The sequence below is a fragment of the Mesorhizobium sp. RCC_202 genome (assembly GCF_041355295.1).
Taxonomy (GTDB): Bacteria; Pseudomonadota; Alphaproteobacteria; order Rhizobiales; family Rhizobiaceae; genus Mesorhizobium.
This window is the reverse complement of the sequence record NZ_JBFUPO010000019.1, coordinates 66,383-84,826: the sequence shown is the minus strand read 5'-3', so window position 1 is coordinate 84,826 and position 18,444 is coordinate 66,383. Positions and strand designations below refer to the sequence as shown.

Below are 18,444 nucleotides of genomic sequence, written 5' to 3'. Positions count from 1 at the left end.
TCGTCGAACGCGGCACTCCGTGGAGCAAAAGTCCGCCAGCAAACCACACCGCCTGAGCTAATGGTTGCGCTTCTCCCACAAGGGGAGAAGGAAAGAGCTTACGCCGCTTCGGTGACCGTGCGGCTGAGGCGGCGGACCTCTTCGTCGTTGAGCAGGCCCCCGGCGCGCAGCAGGCTGGCGAAGCGGCCGTTGCGCAGCGACAGTTCGGTGAAGCCGCCCATCTCGACCACCCTGCCCTTGTCCATGAAGACCACCAGATCGGCGTCGCGGACCGTGGTCAGGCGGTGGGCGATGATGAAGGTGGTGCGGTTGCGGCGCAGCTCGTCGATCGCGTCCTTGACGCGATCCTCGGTCTCGACGTCGAGCGCGCTGGTCGCCTCGTCGAGCACCAGGATCGGCGCATCCTTGAGAACGGCGCGGGCAATGGCGATGCGCTGGCGCTCGCCACCGGAAAGCTGGCCGCCGCGCTCGCCGACAACCGTGTCGTAGCCACCGCTCTTGGCCAGGATGAAGTCCTGCGCGGCGGCGGCGGCGGCGGCGGCGTGGATCTCGTCATAACTCGCCTCCGCGCGGCCAACACGGATGTTGTCCTCGATCGAGCGATTGAGCAGGCCGGCGTCTTGGAAGACGGTGGCGATCGAATGGCGCAGCGACTTGCGGGTCACCGACTTGGTGTCGATGCCGTCGATCAGGATACGACCGCTGGACGGCGTGAAGACGCGCTGCAACAGGTTGATGAGCGTCGTCTTGCCGGCGCCGGTCGGGCCGACGATGGCGACCGTCTGGCCAGCCTGGACCTCGAAGGAAACGTTCTCGATGCCGTGGCCGGAATTGGCAAACTCGAAGCTGACGTCGTCGAAGCGGACATGGCCGGTGACGTTGGTCAACTCGCGCAGGCCATCGGGCTCGGCGGTATCGGCGGCCGAGTCTTCAAGGCGATAGAAGTCTTCCAGCTTGGCGCGCGCCTCGGAAATCTGGCTGGTGAAGGCCGACATCTGGTCGAGGCGGGCGATCAGCATTCCGGCAAAGCCGGTGAAGGCGACGACATCGCCGACGCGTAGCTGGCCACGGGTGACGAGATACGCGCCGATCGACAGCACGATCATCATCGAGATGGTCGACGACAGACGGTTCAGCGCATTGGCGATCGCCCACCAGTCGAGTACGGGGTTCTGCGCGTCGAGCAGGTCCTTGACGTAACGCTTCAGCGCCGCGGTCTCATGGCCGATGCGGTTGTAGCTCTGCAGCACGGCGACATTGCTGACCGAGTCGGTCACATGGGCAAAGACGGTATGGTAATGGCGTTCGACGGCGGTCTGCCCCGACTTGGTGCGGCGCATGACGATGCGGCCGATGCCAACGTAAAGCACGCCGAGGCCAAGCAGCACGACGGACATGCGCAGGTCCATGGCAAGCGCGGTCGGCACCAGCAGCACCAGGGCGATGGCCGTCGACAGATGCACGCGCATGAATTCGAGCCACAGGCTGAACAGGGTCTCGATGGCGCGCAGCAGCGTATGCAGCGAATTGGACGTGCCGCGCTGGTGATGCCAGGCGAGCGGCATGGTGATGACTCGTTCGAAGGACTGGCAAAGCACTTCCGAGCGACGGGCATGGGCGAAGCGGTCGGCGCCGCGCGCCACCAGCACGAAGGCTATGACGTTGAAGACGCCGAGAGCTGCCCAGACGGCAAGCGTCGAAAACACCGGGCCTTTTTCGGAAATAGCGCCGATGACCCGACCCAACAGGATCGGCTCGAGGATTGCGATCGCGGCGAGCGCGATGTTTGCGCCGCAGATCAACGCGACGCGCTTCTTGTCCGCAGCCAGATAACCCAGTGCTCTAAAGTAGATTTGCAGAAGTGACACTTCAGCTACTCCGCCAAACTCTTGCCTGTGCTCAATGCCGGTATTGTGCACCGCACCATTTTTTGACACGTATCGGTTAATGTGTCGCGAAACAATGCCCCGTCTATCCCTTGCGTTCCCATTTAGCGAACAAAAGATGACGACGGTACGAAATCTGACGTGATCACCTAACGGTTTGAGATAAAAGGTGAAATGTCAGCCTTGCGGCAAAATAATGGCAGTTGCCTCGCGCTGCCACATTTTTAATCACCGGCTGCTTGGTTAGCTGGCCCTAAAAGACCGGGCCGGATCCTTGGCCGGCTTGCGACCAAGTAAAACGCAAGGCTTTGCCGCGCAACCAGAAGGATGCGCGGCCAACAAGCCAAACCTTTGATATTATGCCGGAATCCTGACGATGACCTCGGTCTTGTCGCCGGCTTTTGGCTCGAAGGACGTCGATTTTTTCTTCAAACCATTGACTTCGAGCGAGATCGACTTGGTCTTTTTGTCGCGGATGACACGAACCTTGATCTCGCCGCCAAACATCTTGAGCGTGGCAGCGTAACCGTCCCAGTGCCCAGGCAGCTTCGGCTTAAACGTGATCTCCTTGCCACGCCGCTCGATGCCGAGGATGCCCTCCACCGCCGCGCGGTAGAGCCAGCCGGCCGAGCCCGTATACCAGGTCCAGCCGCCACGGCCGCCCTTGCCTTCGCCGGCATAGATGTCGGCGGCCACCACGTAAGGCTCGACGCGGTAGTGCTCGGTCGCTTTCTCGTCGGAGGCGTGGTTGACCGGGTTCAGCATCGAGAAGCAGCGATAGGCGTCGTCGGTGCGCCCCATCTCGGCCAGCGCAATGACGAACCAGGTGGCGGCATGGGTGTACTGGCCGCCATTCTCGCGCACGCCCGGCGGGTAGCTCTTGATGTAGCCCGGGTCCTTCTCGCTCTTGGAGAAGGGCGGCGTGAACAGCTTGACGATCTGGAGCTCGTCGTCGACCAGCATCTCGGTCGCCTGCTGCATGGCCGTGGTCGAGCGGGCCGGATCGCCCTCGCCCGACAGCACGCTCCAGGACTGGGCGATGGAGTCGATCTTGCACTCCTCGGAGGTGTGCGAGCCGAGCGGCGTGCCGTCGTCGTAGCTGCCGCGCCGGTACCACTGGCCGTCCCAGGCCGTGCTTTCCAGCGCCCGCTTGAGCGCCTCGGCGTGCTTGGCCCAGGCCTGCGCGCGCTTGGCGTCGCCCTGGCCCTTGGCCACCGGCGCGAAGTCGGTAAGCGTCTTGAGCAGGAACCAGCCCAGCCACACACTCTCGCCCTTGCCGCCTTCGCCGACGCGGTTCATGCCGTCGTTCCAGTCGCCGCCGAGCATCAGCGGCAGGCCGGCCGGGCTGCTGCGCTTGATCGCGAGATCGAGCGCCCGCGCGCAATGGTCGTAGAGCGAAGCGGTGGTCTTGGTGATCTCGGGCGTGAAGAAGGCGTCGTGCTCGCCCTCGCCAAGCTGCTGCCCGTCGATGAAGGGGATCTGTTCCTTGAGGATCGAAGCGTCGCCGGTCACCTCGATGTAGCGGGCGGTGGCGTGGGCCAGCCACACCACATCGTCGGAGATCATGGTGCGCACGCCGGCATCGGTGCGCGGCAGCCACCAATGCTGCACATCGCCTTCCGGGAATTGCCGGCGCGCGGCGTTGAGGATCTGGTCATGCGCCAGCTTCGGGTCATGCGCCAGAAGGGCGAGCGTGTCCTGCAACTGGTCGCGGAAGCCGAAGGCGCCGCTCGCCTGGTAGAAGGCCGAGCGCGCGCGGATACGGCAGGCAAGGCTCTGGTAAGGCAGCCAATGGTTGACCATCGCATTCAGCCCCTCGTCGGGCGTCTCGACCTGGATCGTGTCGAGGAAACCGCGCCAGGCCTTTTCATTGTCGGCCAGCCGCTGGTCGAAATCCTTGCCGCGATGCGTCTGCACCAGGGCGCTTGCCTCGGCCGGCGTCGCCGCGTCGCCAAGCAGCCAGAGCAGCGTGACGTCGCCGCCGGCGGGGATCTCGACATCGCTGGCAACCACGGCGCACGGGTCGTCGCCCGCCTCGATACGGCCGGAGAGCACAAGGCCGCCGAGGACCGCTTGCGGATATTCCGTCGTGCCGTGCCTGCCGATGAACTCCGAGCGGTCGGCGGTCACCGAATGCACGGGGTGGGCCGCCCCGAGGAAGGCCACGCGCTCGCCGAAGTCGAGCCCGTAGGGGTTCTGCGCCAGAAGCGCGCCGGTGGCCGCGTCGCGCGACGGCACGATGGTCGCCGCAGTGCGCGAGCGGTGGCCGCCCAGCACCCATTCGGCATAGGCATAGACGCGCAGCTTAACCGGCACGGAGCCGTTGTTTTGGATGCGCAGCCGGGTGATCTTAACCGGGTCGGTGGCATCGACCACCTGGGTCAGGTCCATCGACAGCGGACCGCGCTTCGAACGGAAGGTCGAAAAGCCCTGGCCGTGCCAGGTCTCGTAGGTCATCGAAGGATCGCGTACCGTCGCCGCCATCGGCGAGAACGCCTTGCTGCTGGCCTGGTCGAAAATATAGAAGCCCTCGCCCGGCCGGTTCGACACCGGGTCGTTCGACCATGGCGTCAGCTGATAGTCGCGGCTGTTGCGGCTCCAGGTGAAGCCGGCGCCTTCGGCCGAGACGTGGAAGCCGAACGAAGCGTTGGCGATGACGTTGATCCAGGGCTGCGGCGTCGAGCGCCGCCCGGTCAGCCGCGTCACATAGTGGCGGCCGTCGCCGTCGAAGCCGCCAAAGCCGTTCCATAGGCTGAGGCCGCTGCCGTCGGCGGCGATGTCTTTTCCAGCCTGGCTTGCCGGCGTCGGCAAGGGCGGTGGCGGAACGGGTTCGCGCGGCAGGCCGCCTTCGGCCTGCGGAATCGCGTCGCGCGCCTGGAGCGCTGCCGTATCGGCGCGTTCGAGCTGATCGAAGATCGTGCCGTTGCGGGTGTGCAGCACGACGCGCGCCACCGACAGCAAGGTCTTGTAGGTCGGCTCGTCCATCAGGTCGCGGCGCACCGCGAAGATGTGCTGGCGGGGGCCAAGCTCGCGGCCGCGCAGGCGGCTGTTCTCGCACAGCGTCTCCACCGCGCGCTGCAGGTCCTGCACGTAGGAAGACGCCTGCTCGTTGACGACGACGAAGTCGATCATCATGCCGCGGGCACGCATATATTCCTGGAAGCGCAGCGCCTGGGCGACGATCTCGAGATCGGCGACGTCGCCTATGCGCACGAGGAAGATCGGGAAATCACCCGAAATGCTGGTCGGCCAGAGGCTCGACTGGCGGCCGAGGCCCGATGCGATGGACTCCGCCGGCAGGCGCAGGAACGGATCGGGATAGATCAGATAGCGCGCCAGCTTCTGCACATTGGCGGCGTCGGTGAGGCTCAAGCCCAGATGGCGCGTCTGCACCTGGCTGCGCGTCCAGGCAAGCATCGCCTGGCGGGCAAAGCTCTCCTGGTGGTCGAGGCGAGCGATCGCCTCGTCGAGTTCTTCACGGTTGGCGCCGACGGCCGTCCAGAAGGTCAGCGAGATCTTCTTGTTGGCCGGCACGCGCACCTGGCGACGCAACGCCGCGATCGGGTCAAGCGTAAAGCCTTGATTGCCGGGCAACCTGACGCCGGGGTCGAAAGCGACGGCATCGGCAATGGTGCGGCCACGACCGATAAAAGCCCGCCGGTCGGTCTCGGCCTCGGCATCGCGCGAAGGACCCGCCGGGTCGGTCACGAAATGCACCATCGTGATGTCGGGCTCGTTCTTGTCGCGCTTGCGCCTGGTGGCGAAGATCGCTCCGTTGTTCGCGGCGATCTCGGTCTCGACGAACATCTTCGAGAACGCCGGATGGGCGTTGTCGGAGACCTCGTTGCCCAGCACCAGCTCGGCAAAGGACGTCACCTCGATATACCGGTCGGTGGCGCTGTCGTTGTAGAGCGTGATGCGGCGGCCTTCGCCATTGCCTTCCGAGATCACCATGCATTCGACTTCCGAACGCAGCGAGCCCACCGTCTTGGTGAAGCTTGCCTTGTCGTCGCCAAAGAGCGTCTGGACGCGCTCGCCCTCGGCGCGCTTCGGCTCGGCGGTCGCCGACCACCAGTCGCCCGTCGCGGTGTCGCGCAGGAAGATGTAGGAGCCGAGCCGGTCCTCGCTCGGATCCGGCTGCCAGCGGGTCACGGCAAGCTCGCCGAAGCGGCTGTAGCCGGAACCGGTCGCCGTGACCATGACCGAATAGCGGCCGTTGGACATGACATTGGTGGAGCGCAGCGCCTTGATCGGATCGAGGATGACGCGGCTGTCCGGGCTTTCGGTCTCGGTCTCGTCCTTTTCGCGCTCGTCGGCTTCGGTCCTGACGGTGGCGGTCGGGATGTCGCGCGGCGCCTTCTCCTGCAGCAGCAGTTCGGCGGATTCGATCACCGGATCGCTGTGGAAGCGCTCGCGCAGCCGGCCCTCGAAGATGGCGTCGGCGACGGCGGCGATCGACATGCCGGAATGGTGCGCCATGTAGTTCTGCACGACGGCGTGGTCGGTGCCTTCCGGCACGCGCTGCGGTGTGAAGTCGACCGCGTCGTAGAAGCCGTGACGGCCAAGCGCGCCGATCGAGCGCAGCCGCTGCAGGTTCTGCACCGCCTCGCGCGGGCTGAACTGCGCGGCCAGGATCGTCGCATAGGGCGCGATCACCGTGTTCTGGCCAAGACCGCGCTTCAGGCCGAGGCCGGGCACGCCGAAATTGGTGTACTGATAGGTAAGCTCGCGATCGCGGGCGTTGTAGGCCGCTTCCGAAATGCCCCACGGCACGTTCTTCGAGCGCGCATACTGGATCTGGCGCTTGATGATGAGCTTGCTGGTCTGGTTGAGGATCGAACCTTGCGGCTCCTTCATCACCAGCGGCGGCATCAGGTACTCGAACATCGAGCCTGACCAGGACATCAGCGCGCCCTGGAAGCCGATCTCGACGATCGGGCGTCCGAGGCGGAACCAATGCTCGGTCGGCAGGTCGCCCTTGGCGATGGCGAACAGGCTGGTGAGACGCGCTTCCGAAGCGAGCAGGTCGTAGCAGCTCTCGTCGAGCTGGCGGTCCTCGACCCGGTAGCCGATCGACAAGAGCTTGCGCTCCTGGCGCATCAGGAAGGAGAAATCCATCTCGAAGGCATAGCGGCGGCAGCGCTCGCGCAAGGCGAGCAGCTTGGCCCGCAGCGCCGAGACCGCGCTCTCGTCATTGTGCGAATCGTGCACATGGGCTTCGCAGGTCGCCTCCAGCCGCTCCGACCAGTCGGCGATAACGTCGCTCTTGGGCGATGCCGCCTCGGTATGGATGGCCGTGGCGAGCTTGCGGATCTCGCCGGCGAGCACGGCAAGGTTGATGGTGCGGATCGACGCCATCTCGGGCTGCGCCTTGATGGTCGCGACAGCGCGGCGCATGCCGTCGAGGCGATCGGCGAGCCGCTGGCGCAGCGGCCTGAGCTGCCGGCGGTCGTCGGGCAGTTCGTCCAGGCTCTCGTCGAGGATGGTGACGGTGTCTAGGATGCCTTCGAAATCGCCCTGCAGATGGACGGAGGGCGCTTCCGCCCATTCGGCGCAGGAAGCCGCCACGGCGACGAGATGGCCGGCGAGATTGCCGCTGTCGACCGCCGAGATATAGAGCGGATAGAGCGGCTTCAGCGTCGTGGTGTCATACCAATTGTAGAGATGGCCACGATCGCGCGGCATGTTCTCGATCGTCGTCATCGTGGCGTCGATGCGGGTGATGGCGTCGGACAGGCTGATCCAGCCGAAATCGCGCGCCGACACCACCGAGAGCAGGTAGACGCCGATGTTGGTCGGCGACGTGCGCGGCGCCACCACCGGCGCCGGGCTTTCCTGGAAATTGTCCGGCGGCAGATGGTGCTGCTCGGGTGTGACGAAGGTCTCGAAATAATGCCAGGTGCGGCGCGCCACGGTGCGCAGCGCATGGATGTCGGCGGCCGAGATGCGCAGCCTGTCCTCGGTCTCGGCCGAGCGGCTGATCCAGCAGGCGACCGCCGGCGAGCCGATCCAGAAGATCGCGAAGAAGAAGGCAACGAATGCGCCGGTCGAATCGGCCAGCACCGGAATGGCGAGGCCAACGACGCCGATGATCACGGCGCCATACATCATGCCGTAATAGGCGCCGAGATCGTTGCCGCTCTTGGCGGCCTGCGAGGCGGTGCGCCATTCCAGAAGGTTCTGGCGGCTGACGAAAAGCCGGTAGATGGTGCGCACGATGGCATCGCCCATCATCCAGGCGAGATGCGCCATCAGCAGCACCTTCAGCGCCACGAGCGCCGTGCCGAAGACGGTGTCGCGGGCAAGGGCGGAAAAATGGCCGCGCGGCGTCTGGTCGCCGCTCTTGGGCAGGATGCCGTTCACGATGTCGAAGGTCGGCGCCATGAACAGGCTGAGGATCATCAATGCCTGCCACTGCGCTGCCTGGGTGAACGGCAAAAGCGTCCAGCCGGCGATACAAGCCATCACCCAGAAGATCGGGGTGATCGAGCGGCGAAGATTGTCGACCATCTTCCAGCGCGACAGCGCCGGAACGCCCGAGCGCGGATCGAAAATGAAGCCGAGCAGCTGCCAGTCGCCGCGCGCCCAGCGATGATGACGCGAGGCGTCGACCGAGTAGCGGGTCGGATAGTCCTCGACCAGCTCGACATCGGTGACCAGGGCGGCGCGCGCGAGCGCGCCTTCGAGCAAATCGTGGCTGAGAACGGTGTTTTCGTCGATGCGGTCCTTCAGCGCCGCCTCGAAGGCGTCGACGTGATAGAGGCCCTTGCCGGTGAAGGAGCCGTCGCCGAAGACGTCCTGATAGAGGTCCGACACGGCGAATACGTAAGGGTCGAGGCCGCGATTGGCCGAGAAGACGCGCTGGAAGAAGGAGGCGTCGTCGCCGCTGGTGAGCGAGGCGGTGATGCGTGGCTGCAGGATGGTGTAGCCGGCGGTGACGACGCGCTTCACCGGATCGAAATGCGGGCGGTTGAGCGGATGCGCCAGCTTTCCGACCAGGCTCGAAACCGCGTCGCGCGTGGTGCGCGTGTCGGCGTCCAGCGTCATCACATAGACGACCTTCTCCGGCAGCGGCACATCGAGCGGCAGGAAGGTGGTGTCGCTGTCGCCGCGCAGCAGGAGGTTCAGCTCATGCAGCTTGCCGCGCTTGCGCTCCCAACCCATCCAGCAGCCTTGCGCCTGATTGTAGAGGCGCCGGCGATGCAGGATGTAGAAATACGGCGCGCCTTGCGACGGGTAGCGGGCGTTGAGCCTGGCGATCTCGTCGCGGGCATATTGCAGGATCTCGATATCGGCGGCGTCGATCTCGGTCTTGGAATCCGGCCAGTCGGACAACAAGGCGAAGTGGATCTCTTCGGCCGTGTTGGCGAGGTGATGCACCTCGATGTTGCGGATGTTTTCCTCGACATCGTCGCGCGAGCCGATCAGCGAGGGCACGACGACCAGCGTGCGCGCCTCATCGGGAATGCCGTTCTTGTTGTAATCGTAGCCGACAAGCCGGGTGGGTTTCAGGAACAGCGCCACCACTGTGTTGAAGAAGGCCAGCGCACCTTCGCTTGCGGGGACCGCAAACAGCGCCAGCATCAGCGTGATCGACTCGACCGACAGGCCGAGATTGCCGAGCGCCCGTCCGGCGAGGAAGAGCAGCAGCACCGTCAGCAGGAAGACCGGCACGACGATGCCCAGCCAGCCGGTGGCGGCGAAAGCGCGCTTGAAGGTGACGTAGAAGGGCGGCCGGTAGCCGATCGCCTTTTCCAGTTCCGGCCGGCGCGGGCCGATGAGGAAGAAGCCCACATCGGTGTGCACGGCAGGATCGGCGGTCTCCGGCACGCCGGACGCATCGGTGATGCCGGGAAGATGGCCGGCGAGCTCGATCGCCTTTTCGGCAACGCGGTATTCGGAAAGATCCGAGCGCCGCGCCATCTGTTCGATCGCGGTGCGGTATTGGTCGCGCGAAAAGAAATCGAGGGCGGCGAAATCGGTCTTGTTGCGCAGCAACGCGTCGGTGCGGCTGACGCCTTCGAACCAGACCGTCCAGTCGACGTCGTTGATGAGGCGCAGGCCGCGGATGATGTTGCCGGTGGTGACGTTGCCGCTCGACAGCGTCTGATGCTCGGAGATGATGATCTCCTCGGCGTCGGAGCCGGTCTTTTCGAGCTCGCCCTCCAGCCATTCCAGCGCTCGGCCGGCATTCTGCGATCCGTCGCGCAGGCGATAGAGCAACTGGGTGGCGAACGTGGTGTCCTGCGCATGCGCGCTGAAGTTCGACAGGATTTTTGTCCGGTCGGCATTGTCGTCAGTCGCCAGCACCTTGTCGGCGACGTCGTTGGCTATATGGCGCATCTGCCGGGTGCGCTCGACGCGCACGGCGATACGGCGCAGGTTCTCGATCAGCACGAAGCGCAGCAGCGAAGGCAGCGCCCAGAGCTCGCCGATCTTCATCGGTTCGATCGACTGGAAACCTTCGACGATGGCCTTGAACATATTGGCCGAGACCGAGCTGTCGGAATGCTCGACATAGCTCCAGGCAACGACGAAGGCGCGCGGCAGGACGGTGCCGTCGCCAAGCGTCAATGTCGGCAATTGCCGGTAGAAACGGCGCGGCAGGTCGCGCTTGACCTGGAAGATGGTCTCCTCGACCAGATAATTGTTGTCGAGCAGCCATTGCGCTGCCGGCGTGATGGTCTCGCCCTTGGCCTGGGCGGCGTTGGTCGAGCGGTAGACTTCGAGGATCTTCTTGGCGCTGTCGCGGATGCGGGCCTGGAATTCGAACGGCGCCAGGCCAAACAGGTCCTTGACCTCGCCTTTGGCAAGGCCAACGCCCATGGCGCGCAGCCGGTCCTCAGGCAGGAAATTGGAGCGTATCGGCGCTTCCGTAATTTCCGGGAAGCCGGCGCTCGACTGTTCGATCTTGGTGGGGTTCGTCTGAATGTTCATTGAAAATTCCGTAAAGCGGGGCGCAGCGCGGCGTCACCGCCACGGCAATGTCCCTAAAACCGGTTCAATTGCAATTGGTTGCATGACAGGTTCGGCCGAAAGTTTGTTGTGCGCAGCATGACAGGGGCATGCCCTTTCGACAGCTCGTGGGCGAACGCCCCTCGCTCTCCGCCCCCGGTTGGATCAGGGCAAGGATTCGGGCTTTTTCGTGATACATGCAAGGGGCCGGGCGATATTTCGCCCATGCCGCGATCATGTTTGGCAACAGCCGTTAATGGTTGGCGGCAGGCCGGAGGAGCTGGATCACGAACAGCAGCCCCTGACCATCGGGCTGAAGCCGCAAATGCGGACCATGGGGGGCGACAATCAGCGTATCGAGCGGCTGCAGGCTCGATTCGGCGCCCGTGAGAAGCTTCACCGCGGAGCCGAGCGGGAGAAGAAGCGTGGTGCCGGCGGTCGGTGCAATGCGAATCTCGCCGGACAGCGGCAGCCGCTCGACCGTGTGAGAGATGCGCCCTCGACGCGTCATGACATTGAGGTCGGTGATCGGGCCGCCGATCAGCGCAGCGCTGGTCGGCACGTCGCCCGGAAAAGCAAGCGGCGCCGAGGCCGACGTCAATCGCTCAGGCGGCTGACCGGCAATATCGAGCACGATCCCCTCCCCCTCCAGCACCGCAAGCGTGCGGTCGATGCCGGCAAAGCTCGAGAACGGTCCGCTGGTCTCGACGCGGGCCATGGAGATACGCCAGTCGAAATCGTCGAGGCCGGCGGCTTCGGGCGAAACGGCGATCTCGGTGGTCGTGCCGCCGCCATTCTTCCACGGCATGACGTGGTATCCGGCGGCACGAAGGATGCGCATCATTTCAGCCTGTCACCCGAGAATGCCGGGCAGGTTGAGCTGGTGCTCCTTGGCGCATTCGATGGCGATGTCGTAGCCGGCATCGGCGTGGCGCATGACACCGGTCGCCGGGTCGTTCCACAGCACCCGCTCCAGTCGCCTGGCCGCATCGGCCGTGCCGTCGGCGACGATCACCATGCCGGCATGCTGCGAAAAGCCCATGCCGACGCCGCCGCCATGATGCAGCGACACCCAGGTAGCGCCTGACGCGGTGTTGAGCAGCGCGTTGAGCAGCGGCCAGTCGGAAACGGCGTCGGAGCCGTCCTTCATCGCTTCCGTCTCGCGGTTGGGCGAAGCCACCGAACCGGAATCGAGGTGGTCGCGGCCGATGACGACAGGTGCCTTGAGCTCGCCCTTGGCCACCATCTCGTTGAAGGCTAGGCCGAGGCGGTGGCGGTCGCCAAGGCCGACCCAGCAGATGCGCGCCGGCAGGCCCTGGAAGGCGATGCGCTCGCGCGCCATGTCCAGCCAGTTGTGCAGATGGGTGTTGCCGGGGGTGAGCTCGCGCACCTTGGCGTCGGTCTTGTAGATATCCTCAGGATCGCCGGAGAGTGCGGCCCAGCGGAACGGACCGATGCCGCGGCAAAACAGCGGCCTGATATAGGCCGGCACGAAGCCCGGGAAAGCGAAGGCGTTCTCAAAGCCTTCGTCCTTGGCGACCTGGCGGATGTTGTTGCCGTAGTCCAGCGTCGGCACGCCGGCGTTCCAGTATGCCACCATCGCCTCGACATGCTCGCGCATCGACGCGCGGGCGGCTTTCTCGACGGCCTTCGGGTCGCTGACGCGCTTCTCGCGCCACTCGGCCATCGTCCAGCCCTTCGGCAGATAGCCGTTGATCGGGTCATGCGCCGAGGTCTGGTCGGTGACCATGTCGGGGCGGATGCCGCGCCTGAACATCTCCGGCACGATCTCGGCGGCGTTGCCGAGCAGGCCGACCGACTTCGCTTCGCCGGCATCGGTCCAGCGGTTGATCATTTCCATGGCTTCGTCGAGCGTCTCGGCCTTCTCGTCGACATAGCGGGTGCGCAGGCGGAAATCGATCGAGTCCGGATTGCACTCGATGGCCAGGCAGCAGGCGCCGGCCATGACAGCGGCGAGCGGCTGGGCGCCGCCCATGCCGCCGAGACCGCCGGTCAGGATCCACTTGCCCTTGAGGTTGCCATTGTAGTGCTGGCGGCCGGCCTCGACGAAGGTTTCATAGGTGCCCTGCACGATGCCTTGCGTGCCGATATAGATCCACGAACCGGCCGTCATCTGGCCGTACATCATCAGGCCCTTCCGATCGAGCTCGTTGAACTTCTCCCAGGTCGCCCAGTGCGGCACGATGTTGGAATTGGCTATCAGCACGCGCGGCGCGTTGGAATGGGTCTTGAAAACGCCGACCGGCTTGCCCGACTGAACCAGCAGGGTCTCGTCCTCGCCGAGCGTCTTCAGAGACGCGACAATCTGGTCGAAATCGTTCCAGGTGCGCGCCGCGCGGCCGATGCCGCCATAGACGACCAGCTCGTTCGGGTTTTCGGCGACCTCGGGATCGAGGTTGTTCATCAGCATGCGCAGCGGCGCTTCGGTCGTCCAATAGCGGGCGTTGAGCTTGTCGCCGCGCGGCGCGCGCACTTCGCGGATGTTGTGGCGGGGATCGTTCATCATTGTCCCTTTCGAGTAAGGCGGCGTCTCAGCGCCCGGCCCAGTCAATGGCGGTTTCGAGGATTTTTCTCAGCGTGGCGCGGATCGGCGCCGCGTAGGTCGCGTCGTAAGGCACCGGCCAGTTCTCCGGCGACCCCTTTTCGGACGGCTCACGCATGTAACCGCGGTTCGACAGCTCCATTTGAAGCGCATGGACGCCGTTCTGCGGCTGTCCGAAACCGCGTGTGATCGAGCCGCCCTTGAAGCGGCCATTCACCACCCAGGTCTCGCCGGTGGCGGCGAGGATGGCGGCGACTTTTTCCTGCAGCAACGGATCGGTGCTCTTACCGTCATTGGTGCCGAGGTTGAAGACAGGCAATGTGCCCTCGAAGAGACGCGGCAGCACCGAGCGGATCGAATGGCAATCGTAGAGCACGACCTTCCGGTGCAGGCCGCGCAGCCGGTCGATCTCGGCCTGCAATGCTGCGTGATACGGCTTGAAATAGGTCTCAAGGCGCCGGTCGATCTCGGACGGTGTGGGCTCCTCGCCCATGCGATAGAGGGGATCGCCGTCGAATGTATCGGTCGGGCAAAGGGTCGTGGTCGCCTGCCCGGGATAGAGCGACACGCCCGACGGATCGCGGTTGACGTCGATGACGGTTCGAGAGATCGCGGTGTGGACGACGGTGGCGCCGAGGTCGTTGGCGAAATCATAGAGCTTGTCGATCCACCAATCGCAGTCGCGACGGCCGAGCCAGGTCGAGACCAGGCGCGGCTCGAGCCCGGCCAGGTCGATGCCGGTGTGCGGGATTGAGACCAGGAGGGGGGCGGTGCCTTGCTTGACCGTGAGCCAGGACGGCGTGGCCATCATGCCGCTCCCGAGATCGAAGGCAGCGCTACCGCGCTCGCTGCTTTCACCGCGGCGCCACTGCGCACCATGGCGATGGCCTTTTCCATGTCGGGGTGGAAATGCCGGTCATTGTCGAGATGCGGCACTTCTGCCCGCACCAGTTTGCGTACGGCCTCGAGCGCATTGCTGGAGGCGAGCGGCTGATGGAAATCGCAGCCTTGCGCCGCAGCCAGCAATTCGATGCCGACGACGGCGGTCGCATTCTCGACCATGCCGATCAGCCGGCGCGCGCCGTGCGCGGCCATGGAGACGTGGTCTTCCTGGTTGGCCGAGGTCGGGATCGAATCGACGCTCGCCGGATAGGCTTTCTGCTTGTTTTCCGAAACAAGGGCCGCCGCCGTCACCTGCGGGATCATGAAGCCCGAATTCAAGCCGGGCTTCGGCGTCAGGAACGCCGGCATGCCGGACAGCGCTGGATCGACCAGCATGGCGATGCGCCGCTCCGACAGCGAGCCGATCTCGCAGACGGCCAGCGCGATCATGTCGGCGGCGAAGGCCACCGGCTCGGCGTGGAAGTTGCCGCCTGAAAGTGCCGTGTCGTCCTCGGCGAAGATCAGCGGATTGTCGGTGACGCCATTGGCTTCCGTCTGCAGCGTATCGGCGGCCTGGCGGAGCACGTTGAGCGCGGCGCCCATCACCTGAGGCTGGCAGCGCAGGCAATAGGGATCCTGCACGCGTTCGTCGCCGACACGGTGCGATTCACGGATGGCGCTGCCGGCCATCAGATTGCGCAGCGCGTCCGCCGTCTCGATCTGGCCGCGATGCTTTCTCAAGAGATGGATGCGCGGGTCGAACGGCGCGTCCGAGCCCTTGGCGGCGTCAGTCGACAGTGCACCGGCGATCAGCGCCGACTGATAGAGCACTTCGGCCTCGAACAAGGCGGCGAGCGCGAAAGCCGTCGAGAACTGCGTGCCGTTGAGCAGCGCCAGGCCTTCCTTGGCGCCGAGCGTCACCGGTTCCAGCCCGTGCGAGACAAAGGCGACCTTGGCCGGGACGCGGCCATGCGGGGTAAAGCATTCGCCGACGCCGATCATCACCGCTGTCATGTGCGACAGCGGTGCGAGGTCGCCGGAAGCGCCGACCGAGCCTTGCGCCGGCACCACAGGTATGACGTCGTTGGCAAGCATGGCTTCGAGCAATTCGATGGTCTGAGGCCGCACGCCGGAAGCGCCCTGGGCAAGGCTCGCCAGCTTCAGCGCCATCATCAGCCGCACCACCGCCACCGGCATCGGCTCGCCGACGCCGGCGGCGTGCGAGAGCACGATGTTGCGCTGCAGGGTTTCGAGATCGGCCGCCGGAATGCGCACGCTGGCGAGCTTACCGAAGCCGGTGTTGATGCCGTAAACCGGCTCGCCCTTGGCGACAATGCGGGCGACCGCCTCGGCGCTGTCCCGGATTTTTGGACGGCAGGCTGCGTCGAGCTTCGGCACGGCGCCGCGGTAGATAGCGCGCCAATCGGCAAGGGTCGCGTTGCCGGGCTTCAGGGTCAGGTCGGTCATTGTCCTCTCCAGATGCGGGCATGGAGCGGATTGAAGCCCATGCGGTAAACGAGTTCGGCCGGGCGCTCGATGTCCCAGATGGCGAGATCGGCCGATTTGCCGGCTTCCAGCGTGCCGGTCTTGTCGAGAAGGCCGAGCGCACGCGCCGCCTCGCGGGTGACGCCGGCCAGACATTCATCGACGGTCATGCCGAACAAGGTCGCGGCCATGTTCATGGTGAGCAGCAGCGAGGTCAGCGGCGAGGTGCCCGGGTTGGAATCGGTGGCGACGGCCATCTTCACGCCATGCCGGCGGAACAGGTCGACCGGCGGCTTCTTGGTCTCGCGGATGAAATAGAAAGCGCCGGGCAGGATCGTCGCCACGGTGCCGGCCGTGGCCATCGCCGCGGCGCCCTCGTCGTCGGTGTATTCCAGATGGTCGGCCGAGAGCGCGCCGTAGCTGGCGGCAAGGGCGGCGCCATGCAGGTTGGAAAGCTGGTCGGCGTGGAGCTTCACCGGAAGGCCGAGCGCCTTGGCTTTGTCGAAGACCCGCGCCATGTGCTCCGGCGAGAAGGCAATGCCCTCGCAAAAACCGTCGACCGCGTCGGCGAGCTTTTCGGCCGCGACGGCAGGCAGGATCGTTCCGGCAACGAGATCGATGAAGGCCTCCTTGTCGCCCTTGGCTTCCGGCGGCAGCGCATGGGCGGCAAGACAGGTCGTGCGGATGGCGACGGCGCGCTCATCGGCCAGCCGGCGAGCGGCGCGCAGCGATTTCTTCTCATTGTCGAGATCGAGACCGTAGCCGGACTTGACCTCGACCGTGGTGACGCCTTCGGCCATCAGTGCGTCGAGGCGCGGCAGTGTTTGAGCGACCAGCTCATCCTCGCTTGCCGCGCGCAGCGACTTGACCGAAGAAACGATGCCGCCGCCAGCGCGGGCCACTTCTTCATAGGTGGCGCCGGCCAGCCGCATCTCGAATTCATTGGCGCGGTTGCCGGCATAGATGAGATGCGTGTGGCAATCGACCAGGCCCGGCGTGACCCAGCGGCCCTCGCAATCGACCGTATCGGCGCCCTGCCCTGCGGCAGCCGGCATATCGGCCTCGGCGCCGGCATAGACGATCAGCCCATCGCGCACCGCAATGGCGCCTTTCTCGACGATGCCGAGACCGGCAGCACCATCGGCCATGGTCGCCAGGCGCGCATTGCGCCATAGCCTCAGGCCGCTCTTCCCGTTTGCTCCACCCATCATCTTTTCCATTTGATTGGATGGCGATTATGTATATACATATTAAAACGCGACGCAAGTGGTATCGTCGCTCGCGCATCGAGATTTGGAGAGGCACGTGACGGCGATCTTTGCGGAACAGGCGCTGCTGCCCGGTGGCTGGCAAGCCAAGGTGAGGATCGCCTTCGATGGCGGCCGTATCGCTACGGTCGAGCCCGGCGCGGCTCCTCGGCCCGGCGATGAACAACACGCCATTCTCGTGCCCGGCATGCCCAATCTGCACAGCCATGCCTTCCAGCGCGGCATGGCGGGTCTCGCCGAACTGCGCGGCCCTTCCGCCGACAGCTTTTGGAGCTGGCGTGACGTGATGTACCGCTTCGCGCCGTCGATGACGCCCGACCAGGTCGAGGCGGTGGCGGCACAGCTTTATGTCGAGATGCTGGAGGCCGGTTTTTCGCGCGTCGGCGAGTTTCACTATCTGCATCACGACCGCGACGGACAGCCTTACGCCAACATTGCCGAAATGGCCGAACGCATCGCCGCGGCGGCTTCGGACACTGGCATCGGGCTGACGCTGCTGCCGGTCTTTTACGCCCATTCCGCTTTCGGCGGCGCGGCGCCTAGTGAAGGCCAGCGGCGATTCATCAATGATGTCGATCGCTTCGGGCGATTGCTTGAGAAGAGCCGCGAAGCCGCTCGCGGCTTGAATCAAGCGATCGTCGGCCTAGCCCCGCACAGTTTGCGGGCCGCGACGCCTGACGAGATCAACGCCGTTGCCGCGATGGCGCCTAACGGTCCGATCCACATCCATGTCGCCGAGCAGGTGAAGGAAGTGGAAGACTGTGTCGCATGGTCAGGCAAGCGTCCGGTCGAGTTCCTGCTGGATAACGCACCGGTCGACAAACGCTGGTGCCTGATCCACGCCACGCATATGACCGAGGCGGAAACGCTTCGCATGGCGCAAAGCGGCGCCATCGCCGGGCTTTGCCCGATCACCGAGGCCAATCTCGGCGATGGTACTTTCCCCGCACCGCTGTTCATCGAGCATGGCGGCCGTTTCGGCGTCGGCTCCGATTCCAATGTGCTGATCGGCCTGCCGGATGAGCTTCGGCAGCTCGAATATTCGCAGCGCCTCGCCCACCGCGCCCGTAATGTGCTGGCGCGCGCTGGCGGTTCGACGGGACGCGCGCTGTTCGACGGCGCGCTCGATGGCGGCAGCCAGGCGCTTGGTGCGGGCTCGTCGCAAATCGCCGCCGGCGGTCCGGCCGATTTCGTTTCGCTCGACCAAAACCATCCGTCGCTCACAGGCAAGGCGGGCGATGCGATTCTCGACGCCTGGATTTTCGCCAATGGCAGCACGGTCGATTGTGTGTGGGTGCATGGCCAGAAGCAGGTCAGCGGCGGCAGGCACGTAAAAAGTGAGGCTGTTGCCGGTCGATTCCGCAGAGTCATGACCGAGCTGTCGCAGAATTGAAGCAGGACGTTT

The 18,444-nt window shown here is 65.1% G+C and carries 8 protein-coding genes; 1 reads left to right on the top strand and 7 read right to left on the bottom strand.

The annotated features are described in order from the left end of the window. Positions 1-98: 98 nt before the first annotated feature. The 7 genes from AB6802_RS29190 to hutI form a co-directional block, all read right to left on the bottom strand. Complete coding sequence (locus AB6802_RS29190; protein ID WP_371013680.1) at positions 99-1,868, bottom strand: glucan ABC transporter ATP-binding protein/ permease; 1,770 nt, start codon at positions 1,866-1,868, stop codon at positions 99-101. A 375-nt stretch (positions 1,869-2,243) separates the two neighbouring features. Beyond that, a complete protein-coding gene (locus tag AB6802_RS29185; protein ID WP_371013679.1) occupies positions 2,244-10,823 on the bottom strand; it encodes a GH36-type glycosyl hydrolase domain-containing protein in 8,580 nt (2,859 codons plus the stop codon). Positions 10,824-11,094: 271 nt separating this feature from the next. Continuing rightward, a complete protein-coding gene (locus AB6802_RS29180; RefSeq protein WP_371013683.1) occupies positions 11,095-11,682 on the bottom strand; it encodes a HutD family protein in 588 nt (195 codons plus the stop codon). 12 nt (positions 11,683-11,694) lie between these two features. After that, positions 11,695-13,368, bottom strand: coding sequence for a urocanate hydratase (hutU, locus tag AB6802_RS29175; protein ID WP_371013678.1), 1,674 nt, complete (start codon positions 13,366-13,368; stop codon positions 11,695-11,697). 25 nt (positions 13,369-13,393) lie between these two features. Continuing rightward, entirely contained in the window at positions 13,394-14,212 is an 819-nt protein-coding gene (hutG, locus tag AB6802_RS29170) for an N-formylglutamate deformylase (protein ID WP_371013677.1), read from the bottom strand. Continuing rightward, a complete protein-coding gene (hutH, locus tag AB6802_RS29165; RefSeq protein ID WP_371013676.1) occupies positions 14,212-15,753 on the bottom strand; it encodes a histidine ammonia-lyase in 1,542 nt (513 codons plus the stop codon). Before hutH ends, hutG begins: the two co-directional genes overlap by 1 nt. Next, a complete protein-coding gene (gene hutI / locus AB6802_RS29160) occupies positions 15,750-16,979 on the bottom strand; it encodes an imidazolonepropionase (RefSeq protein ID WP_371013675.1) in 1,230 nt (409 codons plus the stop codon). The genes hutH and hutI overlap by 4 nt, the downstream gene beginning before the upstream one ends. Positions 16,980-17,076: 97 nt before the next feature. Here hutI and AB6802_RS29155 point away from each other — a divergent pair, with 97 nt between their 5' ends. Continuing rightward, positions 17,077-18,432 carry a formimidoylglutamate deiminase gene (locus AB6802_RS29155; protein ID WP_371013674.1) on the top strand — a complete coding sequence of 452 codons (1,356 nt, stop codon included), beginning with the start codon at positions 17,077-17,079 and terminating at the stop codon, positions 18,430-18,432. The last annotated feature ends 12 nt before the right edge of the window (positions 18,433-18,444 follow it).